Here is a 15,568-nt window from a genome sequence, read left to right on the forward strand (position 1 = left end):
ATAAAACGAGCAAAATGCCGGATGCTCTGTTTATGCAGGCTAAAAACCCAAAATTTTCCCTAATTGTTCGCCTTTTAAAGCTGATAGCCAATCGCTCGCAGTTACAATGAAAATCATGAATAAAAATTAAGCTTTTTCTCATTTTTCCTGTTAACCTCCATCAATGAGCGCCACTCCATTGTCAGATGTGCTGTTGGCGGAATCATCCGCACCAACTTCTCCGGCTTCTCGTCTTACTAAAATTCTCAATCGACTCGAACCCTCACCCGAAAGCGTCGTCCTGCTGTTGGCTGTACTAATTGGCACCGGCACCGGGATGGGCGTTGTCACGTTTCACTATTTAATCGCTGTCATCCACAGCTTGATGCTGGAAGGGGTGATGGGGATAATTGGAGGCTGGGGTGCCTGGACTTTAGCTTGTATTCCCATTTTGGGAGGATTAATCGTTGGTTTAATGCGTCTTGCTTGGCCCGATTTTGGGCCGAATATTTCTTCGCTGATTGCTGCTGCCCAAGGCGTCCGAGAGTTGCTACCCCTGCGACCCGTCACCAAGATGGTAGCGGCTGCTGTTTCCCTCGGTAGTGGAGCCTCTTTAGGCCCAGAAGGGCCGAGCGTGGAAATTGGCGGCAATTTTGGAATGCTGCTCGGTCAAGTGCTGCAAGTCTCCAGAGAAAGGCAGCAGTTACTCTTGGGTGCTGGAGCAGCGGCGGGTCTGGCGGCTGGTTTTAATGCCCCGATTGCCGGGGTTTTCTTTGCCTTAGAGGTGGTCTTGGGAACCACCTTTGCAACTTCAGCGGTTAGCGTCGTATTGCTGGCAGCAGTTGTGGCGTCTTTAATTGCTCAGATTGGTTTGGGTGCCCAACCAGCTTTTACGCTGCCCGTCTATGAAGTCCGTAGTCCTCTAGAATTACCGCTTTATCTGGGATTGGGGGTATTAGCAAGTTTGGTGTCGCTGACTTATACCCAGTCGATTCAACTGGCTCGAAGTTTCTTTCGGGGACAGATTGCCGGTTTTGAGTGGCTGGGAAAGATACCGCGATCGCTTTGTCCGATAATTGGCGGTGCCTGTTTGGGCTTGGTTGCTTTGCAGTGGCCCCAAATTCTGGGCATCGGTTACGAAACGATTGCCGCCATGCTTCAGGATGTGGATTTTCCGTTAGGCTTACTCCTCGTCCTACTAGTGGTCAAGCTGATCGTGACGGCGATTAGTCTGGGTAGCGGTTTGGTGGGGGGTATCTTTGCCCCTGCCATGTTCCTCGGTGCTTCTTTGGGGGCAGCGTATGGAAAAATTCTGGCAGCGATGCTTCCAGGCGCACCGATTCAGATTGCCGCACCTCCGGCTTACGCAATGGTGGGAATGGCAGCCGTTCTTGCTGGCAGCGCTAGGGCACCCCTGACAGCGATACTGTTAATGTTTGAGCTAACGCGCGACTACCGGATTGTTTTGCCGCTGATGGCAGCAGTCGGTTTGAGCATTTGGCTGGTGGAGCGCTTTAAGTCAGCGCCAACGAAAGGTCAAAATCTCCAACAGCTGGAACTCAATGTGGAGAAAGACCAGCAGTTAGAAATTTTGCAACAAATGTTAGTTGCAGAAGCAATGCAAGTACCAGGTTTGATGCTGAGTGGTTCTTTATCAGTATTAGAGGCAGGTTTAGCTTTAACCAATGGTCGCTGCCGCAGTGCTTTAGTCATTGATGATGCCGAGCAGTTAATTGGCATCGTCACTTTACAGGATATTAATCGAGCAATGTCTACAGCTCGAACGCCAGTTACCGCTCCTACTGAAACCGTAGAAACAAACAACGTTCTTTGCAATGTCTCGAACAATTTAACCAGTCATCTGGCTTATCAGCCAGTTGCTGACATCTGTACCACTGAAATTCTGTATGCAAACCCTGATGAATCGGTAGCAGAAGCGATAGACCGGATGGCAGCACGCGGTCTCCACCAGTTACCCGTCGTTGACCGCGATCGCCCCCAACAAGTGTTAGGTGTGCTGGAACAAGAGGGAATCGCTTTAGCTTATAGTGTCGCTGCCACTCGCAAGACACTGCGCCGCTATCTTCCCCTCAATCCAGTGTCGAAAGAGTTAAATTTACCGCCCCTCAAGCAAACAGTTTGAAAATTTAGAGAATCGTTAATGAGTCATTGGTTACAAATCAATGACTCATTACGAATAACTGCTAACTAAAACTAAAGTTTTAGGATGCCTCTTCCAATTCTTCGTCTTCAGCGCCTTCTTCTCTATCCAGTTGCCGCAGATGAATGTGCTTCCGTCCCAGAGAGATTTCAAACTCATCCCCTGCCCTTAGACCCATTTGTTTGGTGTAGGCAGAACCAATCAGTAAGTTGCCGTTCGATTGCACGCTAATTTTGTAGCTGGCACTTCGACCGCCACGTCCGTTACCATTTTGTTTGCCGTCTAACTCAATTCCTTCAGCATCAATGAGAGCATTCAGGAACTTCATCATATTCACCCGCTCTACACCGCTTTTGGTAACAGTGTAGTAACCGCAGGCTCTAGCCTTTTCTTCTTTGCTGAGGTTTTCTAGCTCTTTAACTTTCTTGACTAGCGCTTCCCCTGTTAAGGGATCGATCTTTTTCTTTTTATTCATCAACTTGGAGCGAAAAGTAAGGAATAGCGAGTGTGTACAGTGTTTTCGACTGACTGTTTCTAAGCTAATTTTAGCTTAGCTTTATATCAGCTCATAAAACTATATCATACGGATTGGGGAAAGCTAGTTCAATAAGATCGATAATTTATTCACTACTAACCTTTTTAATCCAAGTTCTTGCTTAAGCATAAATATCTGTGCCTTGCGAACAACCGATGCATCTCGATGATCGGAGTTCCTCACAGCATCAACCTGAGAAAAAATGAAGGGGGTACGCTGTAGGGTAGTCGTTAGTCTATCAGAAGCGATCGCTTCTGAGCTGTTTTTTTTCCATTGACTACCGCCTCATGACCACTGACTAATTATCCATTACCCTAAGGAATATTTTCCAGTATGAAGCTGACAACCCGCGGACACTACAGTGTTAAAGCACTGCTGGATTTGAGTCTACAACCTGGGTATGGACCAACTTCTGTAAAAGCGATCGCAACTCGGCAAGACTTACCTGCACCCTATCTGGAAAAATTGTTGATAGAGTTACGTCGATCTGGGTTAGTCCAATCAGTTCGAGGTGCCCAGGGGGGGTATCAACTATCCCGCGTCCCAGCACAAATTTCTCTAGGACAAATATTAGAAGCAGTCGGTGAAACAATTGAACCGCTGCCTCGCCATACCCCAGATGCAGAGCTTGCTGAGGATTGGGTAACGTTTACACTTTGGCACCGATTGCATCAAAAACTTAAAGAAGCGTTGTACAGTATTACACTGGCAGACCTTTACTATGACGCTCGCAGTTGGCAAGCAGCCCAAGGCGAAGAAACCAGTTTTGTTGTATAGAAACTGTCAGCGGATCTCTAGCAGCTTTGGTGTTGTGAATTTCCAAGATTTATTTGCCGCAGTCCTGCTTTCTCATTCCTCAGTCCTATCATTAGCGATCGCTTCCCTTTTTGATTACATCATCGGCGATCCTTGGGGTTGGCCTCACCCAGTCAGAGTCATGGGCTGGCTAATTTCTCGCTACAGCCAGATGGCTTTCCAATTATTTAGTCATCCTCTCACGCTCCGATGGGCTGGAGTAATTTTAGGAATTGGGCTGATAACTGGCAGCTACGGGATGGGGTGGTTAATCGTTCACGCAGCGAACTGGGTGCATCCTTTTTTAGGAATTGCGATAGAAAGTATTTTACTCGCCAGTTGTTTCGCCGGTCGAAGTTTGAGAGCTGCTGCTGAAGATGTCTTGCAACCTCTAAATGAGAACGATCTTGTCGCGGCGCGTTCTAAGTTAAGCCAATATGTAGGGCGTGATACCGAAAATCTTCATAAAACAGAAATTCTTCGGGCTGTTTTGGAAACCGTCACAGAAAATGCTACCGATGGAGTAATGGCACCCCTTTTTTATGCGATTATCGGGGCATTTTTACCTTTACTAGGAACGGTTCCTCTCGCCCTTGCCTATAAAGCCGCCAGTACCCTAGATTCAATGGTCGGCTATCGAGAAGCACCCTACACCGATTTGGGTTGGTTTAGTGCCAAATTAGAAGATATCCTGACTTGGTTGCCCTGCCGATTCACGGTGATTACCTTGGCTTTACTATCTAGAAAACCTGGGTATGTTTGGAGTATTTGTCAACGCGATGCGACGAAAGATCCTAGTCCCAACTCTGGCTGGAGTGAGTGCGCCTATGCGGCAATTTTGGGCGTTCAGGTGGGGGGCACAAATTGGTATCGTGGCGTTGCTAAACACAAAGCCTTACTGGGAGATGACCTCCAGCCTATCAATGCAGAATGCATTCAACAAGCCTTGCAGTTAACACGATATAACTTTTTGATTTGGTTGGGGATAGCGATCGCTATCTTGCTGCTGTTGGGGTTTAGAAATGGGCGCTCGATTGGAATCAACTTGATGACTTTTTAATCGCCCTATCAGGTGAACTCAACGGGCGATGGCTACTGAATAGGTGTAAGCATATCTTTGAATATAGAGCAACCAGTTGAAGGGTAATCAATCACTGATTCATCGGGGAAAGCGATCGCACTTTTTAGTGATTGGTCAAGTGAAATGCCAATGAGGAGATGCGACCCAAAAACTTAACCCCCGCTAAACCACGGAAGCGATCGCCTAAGTCTGAGCTACGAAGTTATCATCTGCGACTAAAACGATGGAAACTCTTGCATATCTTCATTTATCTGCCAATTACGAAGACCCTAACTCGGAGCCTCACCAATTTAAATTGTTCCAAAATCGGAACCCGCTTCCAAGTTCAGCCTGGATTCGGTTATTATCAGTTGCCCTTGCCTTATCCGTCATCGGTACAGCCGGTCATGCATTAGCACTCCAGAGAGGGAATAGCGGTTCTCAAGTCGCCACACTTCAGAGAAATCTGAAAATCGCAGGCTTCTATAACGGCCCGGTTACTGGATACTACGGTCAATTGACGCAGGCATCCGTCAGCAGTTTTCAGCGAGCGGTTGGACTGAGAGCCGATGGCGTTGCAGGCTCTCGAACTCTAGCAGCTCTAGAAAATCGGGGTGGTAATTATGATGAACCGATTACGGGGGGTGGTTTTGGCAGCAGCACCCTGAAACGCGGCAGCAGCGGTTCCTCCGTAACGAGGCTTCAAAATACTTTGAAAGCCTTAGGCTATTACAACGGGCCAATTACTGGATACTATGGTCGGTTGACTGAGACCTCCGTTACAAGATTTCAGCAAAGCAGAGGGCTATTCGCTGACGGAATAGTTGGGCAAAGAACGAAAGCAGCACTTGCCGCGGACTAATCTTATATAGCTTGATGAGATTGAGCTATCTATAACTCAATGACATAACTTCCTGTTCCTGGTAGGAACAGGAAGTTATTTTTGTTGAAATGATAACGATGATGGTTTAGGTGAACTTGTACACTGAGGCTGTAATTTGTCCGTAGTTATCATCGGATTTTCCTAAACCATGTCTCCCGAAGTTGTAGAAATTCTTTCCGCAGACGAAATCCGTCGAACCCTCAATCGTATCGCTTCCCAGGTGGTAGAGAAGTCACGCGACTTGTCTGAGTTAGCGCTAGTAGGTGTTTATACCAGAGGCGCTGTATTAGCCAATCTCTTGGCTCGTCAGATAGAAGCGCTCGAACAAGTGCAAGTGCCCGTGGGAGCGCTAGATATTACCTTCTATCGAGATGATTTGGATCAAATTGGCATTCGCACACCCGCCAAAACTGACATCCCTTTCGATCTCTCTGGCAAGACGGTAGTGCTGGTGGATGATGTCATTTATCGAGGGCGTACCGCTCGTGCTGCCCTGAATGCGGTGAATGATTATGGTAGACCGGCGGCAATTTGGTTAGCGGTTCTGGTGGATAGGGGACAGCGGGAGTTACCCATTCACCCGGATTTCACTGGCAAGAAGTTGCCAACGTCCAAAGAAGAACAGGTGAAGGTTTACTTACAAGAGATTGATGGACGAGATGCTGTGGAATTATTAAAGGTTTAAGCGGTCTGTCTTCGGTTTCCCTGGTGTGTTGGTGGGAAAATCGAGATTGTTAATAAACCAGTCTGTGCAGATTTGTCAGGCGCTGTCTATGCAGAACGTTGGAGATAGTAGATTGATTAATAACCCGGCTCTTACCAAAGAAACCCAAACGAGAAAGGCAGATCATCTAAAAATTTGTCTCGATGAGGATGTACAATTTCACTCCACAACGAATGGATTGGAAGGCTACCGCTTTAGTCACTGTTGTTTGCCGGAGTTAGATCGACGTGAAGTTGATATCTCAACAACTTTTTTGGGAAAACAGCTTGGTGCGCCTTTGCTCATTTCTTCGATGACGGGGGGAACGGAACTGGCGAGGATGATTAATTATCGTCTAGCTGCTGCGGCGCAACGCTATAACCTAGCGATGGGCGTGGGTTCCCAGCGGGTAGCGGTGGAGAATCCCCAGGTTGCTTCAACTTTCGCCGTGCGATCGCTTGCTCCTGATATTCTCCTATTTGCGAACTTGGGCGCGGTGCAACTTAACTATACCTATGGCGTTGATGAATGTCTGCGCTCAATTGACTTGTTAGAGGCAGACGCCTTGATTTTGCATCTCAATGCCTTGCAAGAGTGCATTCAACCCAGAGGTGACACCAACTTCCGAGGCTTGCTTGACAAAATCAAAAATCTGTGCAATAAGTTACCAGTACCCGTGATTGTCAAAGAGGTGGGAAATGGCATCTCCGCTGCGATCGCGCAGAAGTTGATTGATGCGGGTGTGAGCGCCATTGACGTTGCCGGTGCCGGTGGGACATCATGGGCAAAGGTGGAGAGTGAACGGGCTGAAAATGCCCAGCAGCGCCGGTTAGGACTAACTTTTGCTGATTGGGGTTTGCCCACAGCAGAATGCATTACCAGTATTCGAGCCATTGCCCCAAATATTCCCTTGATTGCCTCTGGGGGATTACGCAACGGTCTGGAAGTGGCAAAAGCGATCGCGCTAGGAGCCGATCTCGCGGGTCTGGCGTGGCCTTTTCTCCAGGCAGCCGTAGAATCGGAAGACGCCCTTGATGCTTTGGTTGAAGTATTAGTCGCTGAAATCACCACTGTATTATTCTGCACTGGCAATCCCACCTTGTCTGGTCTGAAACAGTCTGGCGCGTTGCAACCATTACGATAACTGTGTTGGAAATGGGAAAGCGATAAGTGAATTCAAAGCTTAAAACTTTTACCCATTCCCAATTACCCATTACCCTAACCCCAGCCTAATGCGTAGTTTCCTAAAACAAACTTTTGCTAGCTTGCTTGGAAGCCTATTCGGACTCATCCTATTTTTCGGTTTGGGAACGAGCGGGCTAATCTTGTTATTGATTGTGGTGGCATCTAAAGATACAGGGCCGGAAGTTGAGGATAAATCGGTACTGGTAATCGATCAGTCTTTGACGATTACGGATAGCGATCCGATATCCAGCACCAGCGAAGCAATCAGCGAAGCTTTATCTGGTGAGGAAAATAATAGCGTGCGGCTGCGAACGGTTTTGAATGCCCTTGAGCAGGCAACTAAAGATAAGCGGATTGTAGGCGTATATCTAGACGGCAGTGGTTCCTCTAGTTCTAGCAGCGGGTTTGCCACGCTCAAAGAAGTCCGTTCGGCGCTGGAAAAATTCCGTAAGTCTGGCAAAAAGATTATTGCCTACAACATGGATTTGGGGAAACGGGAATATTATTTAAGCTCAGTGGCAGACACCATTGTAATGAACCCGTTGGGAACAATCGAAATGAACGGTTTGCGTTCTGAGTCGATGTTCCTAACAGGAGCCTTGCAGAAATACGGGGTTGGGGTTCAGGTGATCCGGGTCGGGAAATTTAAGTCAGCGGTGGAACCTTATGTACTCACGAAACTGAGTCCGGAGAACCGACAACAAACTCAGAATTTGTTGGGCGATTTGTGGGGAGACTTTTTGACAACAGTGAGCCAGGGTCGAAAATTAAACCCGAAACAGCTACAAGCGATCGCAGACACTCAAGGAATATTAACCGCACCGGATGCGAAAAAGCGTGGCTTTGTGGATCGGGTGGCGTATTTAGATCAGGTGGTGGCAGACCTGAAAAAGCTAACTGGCAGAACCGAAGAGAATAAAACATTCCGTCAAATTAGCCTTGCTACTTACGCTAGAGCGACTCAAACCGAAGGGAAAAATCGCACTTCTGACAACAAAATTGCCCTACTTTACGCCGAAGGGGAAATCGTAGACGGCGAAGGTGGCTCTCGGCAAGTAGGAGGCGATCGCTTTGCCAGACAGCTGCGACGGCTGCGGCTTGATAAAGATGTGAAGGCAGTCGTGCTACGGGTAAATAGTCCCGGCGGTAGCGCCTCGGCGTCTGAGGTGATTCAGCGAGAGGTACGGCTAACTCGTCAGGTGAAGCCAATCATCGTTTCTATGGGAGATATGGCAGCATCCGGTGGCTACTGGATTTCCACCTATGCTAACCAGATTTACGCCGAACCAAATACTATTACCGGCTCGATCGGTGTCTTTGGGATGTTGCTCAATTTCCAAAAGCTTGCGAATAATAATGGCATTACCTGGGATGTCGTCAAAACTTCCAAATTTGCGGACAGCAACACGGTTTCTCGTCCAAAAACGCCTCAAGAATTGGCAATTCATCAACGATTTGTTAACCAAATTTACGGTCAGTTCCTCAACAAAGTGGCGGATTCTCGAAAACTCTCAAAGCAGAAAGTCGCTGAGATTGCCCAAGGACGAGTGTGGTCGGGTCAAGATGCCAAGCAACTGGGATTGGTTGATGAGATTGGCGGTATTGATGATGCGATCAAATCTGCTGCCGTTGCCGCTAAACTGGGTGAGAATTGGGAGTTAGAAGAGTACCCCAAGGTTCGCAGTCTAGAACAACGCATTCTGAAACAGTTTGCGGGTGGGGACAATGCCCAAACCAAGCAGCCATCCGATCTGCTGAGTGCAGAACTCCTCAAGTTACAAGAAGAATTAGTAGCGCTCAAAACAATGAACGATCCTAGAGGTATTTACGCCCGTTTGCCCTATAATTTGCGAATTGATTAGTGCAACGTCCGGAATAGGCAGTTGAAAATGTGGAATATACGGTAACAGTCTGCCGATAGGTAGAGTAGACTGAACGGAATAGCTAACCAAGTACTTAAAAGCCTCTATCTATGGATAGAAAATCCAACCGCTTTGTCCTGCTGATCGTTTCTTGTAGTGCTGCTGGTATCCTTGTGGGAGGCGTCTCCAACTGGATAGATAGTAATCAATGTCTGCAAGCCAAAACGCCTACCAGTGAATGCTTGATGCAAGACCCCACGAGTCAAACGATTCAAGGAATGTGTATGGGTTTGATAGCTGGAGCTGGAGCAGCACTGGGTGCTACTTTGCAGCTAAAGCGGCAAGAAGATTAGAAAGTTTGTTCTTAGTAATGAAAGTATCGCTAATTGATAAGATATCTCGAACAATTAGCCATACTTTCATTCCCCTATTAAAATTCCACTATTAAAATTGATAACGGCGATCGCTTACCCAGAAGCTAATCGGTACTGCACGACCTTGGGCATCCACCTTGGCTTCCACCACAATCGCTTGCCGTTGTCTGTCCGATCGGGCTTGATAAATATCTTGGTTAATTTCATCCCGCCGCGCTTCTGGCATATAGTAGCTTTCTAAGCCGTAGTCGATGGAATTACCGCTAGATTTGCCCTTTAACGCTATCTGATTTGCTGGCAAAGATTTGGGCATCTTGCTACTCACCCGCACGGGTTTCCATGCTTGGGGAGAATTTGTTTTAGCAGCAGGCGCTTCTAAAATCACGTAGAAGCGAATTCCTGTTGGTAAAGAATTTAAAGGCGGTACGGACGGTGGCAAATCCGTTGCTTTTGCTTCGAGGTGTTGTTTCACTAAGGCTTTCCAACCCGGCAGCGATCGCAAATTCTCTTGACGCGAGATGTCATAGCTTAGCGTCTGCGAATAGCCACGCAAGAAGTCGTAAGGGTCTACGGGAACTGTCTTGAGAATCACCGTTTTCCCTGTGAGGGTCGTATAAAGTGGCTGGGCAGGTGCGGCAAGAACAATTGCCGTTTGCAACAGGAGAGGCACCCAGAGCCTCCAAGCAGGCATTCGCTTTTGTGGCTCTATGAGAGTCGGAGCGATTGAAGATGATTGAGAAGTGTGCCTCATTAAAAATCCTCTGAGTCAATTTTTAATTTCCAGCGTGCGGACATAGCGCTCGAACCAAAGCCCGATAGCGATCGCTGTGACACCGCATAGAATAAACAGCAGGGATTTGAAGACTAATCCCGTTGCAGACAGCACAAACCAAGTCAGGATTCGCAGAATTAATAGCATCATGCCCCCCCAGAAGGCGCTGCGTTCTGCTTGTGCTAGCCCTTGCCGCATCAACCCCGCTGCCAACAAGAACAACAGCACATTGCCAATAAAAGTGGCAAGCAGGGGAATTGGCTGGACGGTGAGATGCCAAACAGGTATCCCTGCCATGAAGCAGATGAAGACACCGATGGCAATTGTGGTCAGAATTTCCTCCCGACGAGTGCGAGGGCTTCTAGTAAGCCACAGCAGACGCAACCACGCAAAGATTGCCAACCCACTCAAAATCACTACATCTACCAGGGGAAACCAGGTAACTCTCGCGGATTGCTCCGCAGAAGACATTTTGGATAAAACACCCCAGAACCAAAGCGAGGACGACAGATAAAGTACAACGCCTAGAAATACCAGCGCCAAACGACGGGCGAGGGGTCGAAAGGAACCTCCCCAGCTTCCCCCTTGCCAAGAGGCGGGAAAGATTTGGTTTGGCTTCGGAACCCGATTTAAGTCACTGTAGACCCACAGCGAGTCATCATAGCCCCACAACAGTGCGGGGGGCAGTGCCAAGGCGATCGCTAATACGATACCCGTAGACTTCAGGGAAAATAGATTAAATAGTCCTAAGCTGAGCGGTCGGAGGTTTGCTTCCAAAGAAGAAATAACTGCGATCGCTGCCAGTCCAAAAATAACGCGCGAACGACACCAGTATGCCAGCGGCACAAACATCAAGCTTGCCAACAGCGGCATATGTTGCCCCATCTGGGATGACCAGGAAAACTCTTCATAATAGTAGGAATTTGACCAGCTTGCCCCTTCCCAGTTCCACCAAAAACTCCAGTAACCCAACCCGATAATGATGATTGCCAGAACGCTTAAGGAAGTCAAACGCAGGCTGTAAGCCATTGCTAGTACACCGACTCCCCACGCTAGCAATAACTCATAGAAGGGACCGCTGATGTGAAACATCTGACCCATCAGCCCCATATTTGCCCCTAAAATGATTGCTCCTAAGAGCAAGAATCCATGACCGAGACGTTGTTGCGCCCCATTCGGACGCCGCCACAAGTAAAAACCAGCAATATTCAGACCGATAAACAAACTCAATAGCAGCGTTACCTTGCCATTTCGCGGCAACTCCTGCCAGTTCGCTGCGACAAAACTAATCGTCCCCAAGCCAATGAGGATACTCCCCAACCCTAACAAGATCATCACAAAGCGATCGCGGGCAGCAGTCTCCAGCCTATTAAATTGATAACGCTCTGATAACTGTTCGTATAGTTGAGCATCAATCAGCCCCTCAGTTCGCCAAAGATTTGCTTCCTGACGTAACTGACGGCGAAATTTATCTGAAACCATAACCCTCAATTACAATCCGCTCTGTAGTCTAATTTTTTTGACTATAAACTTAGTTTTAACGCCCTCCCATGATTCAATTCAAGGGGATGTGACAGTTAGATTCACTATCTACAGATGGGAAAACCTTCTACGTTACTGCTTAAACTCAGTCGGCGTCTATTCGATGACTTAGGCGAACAAGCAAAGTTTCTTGAACTCTTAATTCATCCTTAACCTTTTCCTCCTTACTTTCTTTGATGTCAGGAAAAAACGGGGAATTTGTCCTTGGCTATTCTTATGCCGACACTTGGCAATACATTTTTGTAGACTGCTGACCTCTTTTACTTTAAGTAATTTAAGGCTAAATAGCATTTAGTTAATCATTAGGATTTGGAAAAATCTCCAACTCTTTATAGCCTGTCTGCTCATCCATTGTTCTTAAAAAAGTTAATTCTTCGCTAGCTCCGATGACAATTTCAGCAGTTGTATAGATAATACAGCCTTCCATGAGATGTCCGCCGATGGTTTTTCCTTCTTTATTTGCAATGGCGATATGCAGGTGAATGCCAGCCGCTTCCAGAGTGCCATTGAGAGAAATAATTTCAAAATTGTCGTTAAAAGCTGTACTATACCTGTGATTTGCAAAGCGAAGAGTCGCTTTTTTCAAGCTGCCAACTCCGGTTAAGATAAAGCCCGATTGAAGATTTTGCTTGATTGCAAAATCTTGTAAGCTTTTTTTTAAATCTTGATCTGGCTTCAGACGAATAGCAAATACTTTCATTAATTAAAGACTGGTAAATCTACTGGGATTATGCGGATAATTACTAATTGTATCGGTAATTCCATCATACCCATCATGAATTGCCATTCCTAAAATATGCGTAAAGGCTTCTACTTTATATTGATAGGATGCAAATTGTGCCTGAATTGCCGCCTCAGTGTCAAAATCTGAAAGAACAGGTCGAGACTATACTACAACTGTTGTATCAGGAGCCGTCTCTGCGATCGCAAGATGTTACACCCGTACAGACATCTCTCGGTAAAGCGATTTCCCCTAAGTTTGAGATTGTATTTGCGGGAGCTTTTAGTGCAGGGAAATCGATGTTAATTAACGCTCTGTTAGAGCGGGAATTGCTTTACAGTGCGGAGGGACACGCTACAGGTACGGAATGTAAAATTGAGTACGCCGAACCGGATAAAGAACGAGTGGTGCTGACGTTTCTGAGTGAGGTAGAAATTCGGGAGCAGGCAAGTGCGGTATCTCAGATGCTGGGGTTAGGGACAGCTAGCAATATTAATCAATCTGAAGTGATTCAATTGCTAAGCGATGGATGCCAAGCAATTATCGAGATTGAGGGTGGAGAAAGTAAATCAGAAAGAGCAAAACAAGCGAATGCGCTGATGTTGTTGCTGGAAGGATTTGTTGCCAATCGCGATCGCATCAATACAGTTAATAATGCTACATATTCAATGGAGCAATTTAACTTCTCCAACCTCAAGGAAGCGGCTGGTTATGCTCGTCGTGGCAGCAACAGCGCGGTTTTGAAGCGAATCGAGTATTACTGTTACCATCCGCTGTTGCGGGATGGGAATGTGATTATCGATACGCCGGGAATTGATGCGCCAGTGGAGAAAGACGCACAACTGACCTACGCTAAGATTGAACATCCGGATACGTCAGCGGTGGTGTGCGTTCTCAAACCCGCGTCTGCTGGCGACATGACGAAGGAAGAAACGGAACTGCTGGAGAAAATGCGCTCAAATCCGGGGATACGCGATCGCGTATTCTTTGCCTTCAACCGTATCGATGAAACTTGGTATAATAGCCAGTTAAGGCAACGTTTAGACGGTTTGATTAGCGCTCAGTTTCGAGATACTACTAGGGTTTATAAAACGAGCGGACTATTAGGATTTTACAGCAGTCAGATTAAACAGACCAGTGGACGCGATCGCTTTGGTTTAGATTCTGTCTTTGCTGATAGTGTTAAAGGCTTGGATGAACGAGAAGAAACACCACAATTTGTTACAGCCTTTAATAACTACTGCGCGAATTCTGGAAAATTACCTCCTAACAAGTTCCGAATTTCCGTTAATAGCTACGAATCCCCAAATGAAAATTACGTGCGGATTTTAGCTGAACAAGGTACACCTATCATTCAACAGTTAATTCAAGATAGTGGAATAGAAGAGTTTCGCGCTGCTATTACAGACTATCTTACCAAAGAGAAGCGTCCTCAACTGTTCAAGAATCTGGCTGACGATCTCGAAGATGCCTGCATTAGTCTGAAGAAACATTACCAATCTGCGCTGCGCGACTTGGATAGCCAACCCCGCGAAATTGAGGCAATGAAGACGCAGGAATTACAACGCCTTAACCAGCAGTTACAGCAAATTGGTCAAGAATTTCACCAGCATATTACAGAAGAATTAAATCAGGTTGTAACAGGTCAATCTAGCGCTTTCGAGGCAGATTTTCGCCAACTGCAATCTCGAATGGTTCGGCGTTTAGATGAGTTGCTGGATACTTTCTCGGTTGCAGATGCTTATAGTCGCGCTATCCTCAGCCATCCTCGCAATTCTACAGCACCTTTGATTGCTGTTTTAGTTGAGGCGCTTTATTACTTGGCAAATCAACTAGAGGATATTTTGAAAGAGTCTTGTCAGGAAGTAGTTACTAACCTATTCCAGCGTTTAGTGGAACAAGTTCATAAATCTGACTACTATCGCCAGCTTTATCGTTTGCTAGGCAATGATGGTGGGATTGAGCAGCAATTAAAGGCGATAGAAAACCAGGTTCATCACGCTTTAATCAATGCGGCAAGTGACGAATGCAATCGTTATGTCCGCGAAAGTCCTCGCTTTTACGATGAAGGTACTTTCTCGATTTATCAATTTCGGCAAACGTTGCTGCAAACTTCCCAGACCTACGGTTGCGAAAGCATGATAGCAGCAGAACCGGCAATCCGTCAGTTGTTGAAGTTAGATTTTGAGCCAAAAGTTAAAGCAACAATTAGCAGTGGTTTCCCAGCAACTGTTAATCAAACTCTCACAACTAATTTATTGCCAATGGCAGCGCATCAAGCTGATGAGATATTACAGCAATATACTCAAGCTCGTGCTTATTTAGAGCAAACACTAGAACAAGAAGCTGAGGAAAAAATTGCTACTAATCGCCGTTTGCAAAGGACAGTTGAGCAAAAAATAGCGGCTTACAACTCTGCGGTTGCCAGTATCAATGGTTGTTTGCAGGCGATAGGCTTGTACGATCGTCAACTGCCTGTAATTACTGATTCTGATGTTAGCTCAATTGAGCCTAATTTAGAAGCTGCCAAGGTTAGCGCTATGGGTAATGGACTTGTTCCTTCAGAAGTATAGTTCATCATAGTCTTGGCGATTGGAAATCGCGGCTACACAAACGAAACCCGCATACGCGGGTTTCAAATCTATTAGTCGGCGTAGGCGAACTTTGTTTATAGAGCCGCGAATTGTATTTGCCACCAAAGCTTACGATGCATTCCCGTAATTAGTAATTGAATTTTAAGGATAAAGATTAATATGTAAGATAATTTACCTTTACAAAACTGGAATAATGATGATGCTTTATTCTTTAAAAGTAATATGTTTAAAGTAAGCAGAATTAAGCAAGCTTGGCAGCAATCCTTAAAAGGTGCAATCGCTAATGCACTAAGTAGCTGGGACTAATTAAATATAAGATGGCATAAAGCCCCTAAACGAAGTTTTCCATTAATCTATGCCTGCTCCCATTCGGATTATCTTAAGCGAAGCAGAGGACTCAAT

General features: G+C 46.4%; 13 protein-coding genes. 9 read left to right on the plus strand and 4 right to left on the minus strand.

The features are described 5' to 3' along the window. Positions 1-163: 163 nt before the first annotated feature. Positions 164-2,122 (plus strand): chloride channel protein, encoded by a 1,959-nt coding sequence (locus NC996_RS21940; RefSeq protein WP_190682810.1) that lies wholly within the window; start codon positions 164-166, stop codon positions 2,120-2,122. Positions 2,123-2,201: 79 nt separating this feature from the next. On the opposite strand, the gene NC996_RS21945 is transcribed toward NC996_RS21940, so the two are convergent. After that, positions 2,202-2,615, minus strand: a complete 414-nt coding sequence (locus tag NC996_RS21945) for an AbrB family transcriptional regulator (protein WP_190410793.1) — start codon at positions 2,613-2,615, stop codon at positions 2,202-2,204. 393 nt (positions 2,616-3,008) lie between these two features. Between NC996_RS21945 and NC996_RS21950 the strand changes: the two genes are divergently transcribed. The 7 genes from NC996_RS21950 (at position 3,009) to NC996_RS21980 (ending at position 9,516) form a co-directional block, all read left to right on the plus strand. Then, on the plus strand, positions 3,009-3,452 hold the full coding sequence (locus tag NC996_RS21950; RefSeq protein WP_190410794.1) for an Rrf2 family transcriptional regulator: 444 nt from the start codon (positions 3,009-3,011) through the stop codon (positions 3,450-3,452). Next, a complete protein-coding gene (gene cbiB / locus NC996_RS21955; protein ID WP_190682813.1) occupies positions 3,397-4,530 on the plus strand; it encodes an adenosylcobinamide-phosphate synthase CbiB in 1,134 nt (377 codons plus the stop codon). The genes NC996_RS21950 and cbiB overlap by 56 nt, the downstream gene beginning before the upstream one ends. Before the next feature lie 244 nt (positions 4,531-4,774). After that, on the plus strand, positions 4,775-5,392 hold the full coding sequence (locus tag NC996_RS21960; protein WP_190432696.1) for a peptidoglycan-binding protein: 618 nt from the start codon (positions 4,775-4,777) through the stop codon (positions 5,390-5,392). 169 nt (positions 5,393-5,561) lie between these two features. Continuing rightward, the gene (pyrR, locus tag NC996_RS21965) at positions 5,562-6,098 is read left to right on the plus strand and encodes a bifunctional pyr operon transcriptional regulator/uracil phosphoribosyltransferase PyrR (protein ID WP_190410797.1); all 537 of its coding nucleotides are present in this window, start codon (positions 5,562-5,564) and stop codon (positions 6,096-6,098) included. 88 nt (positions 6,099-6,186) lie between these two features. After that, positions 6,187-7,260 (plus strand): type 2 isopentenyl-diphosphate Delta-isomerase, encoded by a 1,074-nt coding sequence (gene fni, locus NC996_RS21970; protein ID WP_190682817.1) that lies wholly within the window; start codon positions 6,187-6,189, stop codon positions 7,258-7,260. Positions 7,261-7,348: 88 nt separating this feature from the next. Next, the gene (sppA, locus tag NC996_RS21975) at positions 7,349-9,163 is read left to right on the plus strand and encodes a signal peptide peptidase SppA (protein ID WP_190682820.1); all 1,815 of its coding nucleotides are present in this window, start codon (positions 7,349-7,351) and stop codon (positions 9,161-9,163) included. A 110-nt stretch (positions 9,164-9,273) separates the two neighbouring features. Further along, the gene (locus tag NC996_RS21980; protein WP_190430108.1) at positions 9,274-9,516 is read left to right on the plus strand and encodes a hypothetical protein; all 243 of its coding nucleotides are present in this window, start codon (positions 9,274-9,276) and stop codon (positions 9,514-9,516) included. Between the two features lie 91 nt (positions 9,517-9,607). Here NC996_RS21980 and NC996_RS21985 read toward each other — a convergent pair whose 3' ends face one another. The 3 genes from NC996_RS21985 to NC996_RS21995 all read right to left on the minus strand — a co-directional run bounded on the left by NC996_RS21985 (position 9,608) and on the right by NC996_RS21995 (position 12,551). Further along, the gene (locus tag NC996_RS21985; RefSeq protein WP_190682823.1) at positions 9,608-10,288 is read right to left on the minus strand and encodes a GDYXXLXY domain-containing protein; all 681 of its coding nucleotides are present in this window, start codon (positions 10,286-10,288) and stop codon (positions 9,608-9,610) included. A 15-nt stretch (positions 10,289-10,303) separates the two neighbouring features. Next, on the minus strand, positions 10,304-11,791 hold the full coding sequence (locus NC996_RS21990; RefSeq protein WP_190682826.1) for a DUF2157 domain-containing protein: 1,488 nt from the start codon (positions 11,789-11,791) through the stop codon (positions 10,304-10,306). A gap of 355 nt (positions 11,792-12,146) precedes the next feature. Next, entirely contained in the window at positions 12,147-12,551 is a 405-nt protein-coding gene (locus NC996_RS21995) for a PPC domain-containing DNA-binding protein (protein ID WP_190682828.1), read from the minus strand. Between the two features lie 137 nt (positions 12,552-12,688). On the opposite strand from NC996_RS21995, the gene NC996_RS22000 reads away from it, so the two are divergent. Then, positions 12,689-15,145, plus strand: coding sequence for a dynamin family protein (locus tag NC996_RS22000; protein WP_190682838.1), 2,457 nt, complete (start codon positions 12,689-12,691; stop codon positions 15,143-15,145). The last annotated feature ends 423 nt before the right edge of the window (positions 15,146-15,568 follow it).

This window comes from Trichocoleus sp. ST-U2 (assembly GCF_039961875.1).
GTDB lineage: Bacteria > Cyanobacteriota > Cyanobacteriia > Cyanobacteriales > FACHB-T130 > FACHB-T130.

Coding starts and splice junctions, on each gene's coding strand:
- NC996_RS21940 (WP_190682810.1), top strand. CDS start 164: ATGAGCGCCACTCCATTGTCAGATGTGCTGTTGGCGGAATCATCCGCA.
- NC996_RS21945 (WP_190410793.1), bottom strand. CDS start 2,615: ATGAATAAAAAGAAAAAGATCGATCCCTTAACAGGGGAAGCGCTAGTC.
- NC996_RS21950 (WP_190410794.1), top strand. CDS start 3,009: ATGAAGCTGACAACCCGCGGACACTACAGTGTTAAAGCACTGCTGGAT.
- cbiB (WP_190682813.1), top strand. CDS start 3,397: ATGACGCTCGCAGTTGGCAAGCAGCCCAAGGCGAAGAAACCAGTTTTG.
- NC996_RS21960 (WP_190432696.1), top strand. CDS start 4,775: ATGGAAACTCTTGCATATCTTCATTTATCTGCCAATTACGAAGACCCT.
- pyrR (WP_190410797.1), top strand. CDS start 5,562: ATGTCTCCCGAAGTTGTAGAAATTCTTTCCGCAGACGAAATCCGTCGA.
- fni (WP_190682817.1), top strand. CDS start 6,187: ATGCAGAACGTTGGAGATAGTAGATTGATTAATAACCCGGCTCTTACC.
- sppA (WP_190682820.1), top strand. CDS start 7,349: ATGCGTAGTTTCCTAAAACAAACTTTTGCTAGCTTGCTTGGAAGCCTA.
- NC996_RS21980 (WP_190430108.1), top strand. CDS start 9,274: ATGGATAGAAAATCCAACCGCTTTGTCCTGCTGATCGTTTCTTGTAGT.
- NC996_RS21985 (WP_190682823.1), bottom strand. CDS start 10,288: ATGAGGCACACTTCTCAATCATCTTCAATCGCTCCGACTCTCATAGAG.
- NC996_RS21990 (WP_190682826.1), bottom strand. CDS start 11,791: ATGGTTTCAGATAAATTTCGCCGTCAGTTACGTCAGGAAGCAAATCTT.
- NC996_RS21995 (WP_190682828.1), bottom strand. CDS start 12,551: ATGAAAGTATTTGCTATTCGTCTGAAGCCAGATCAAGATTTAAAAAAA.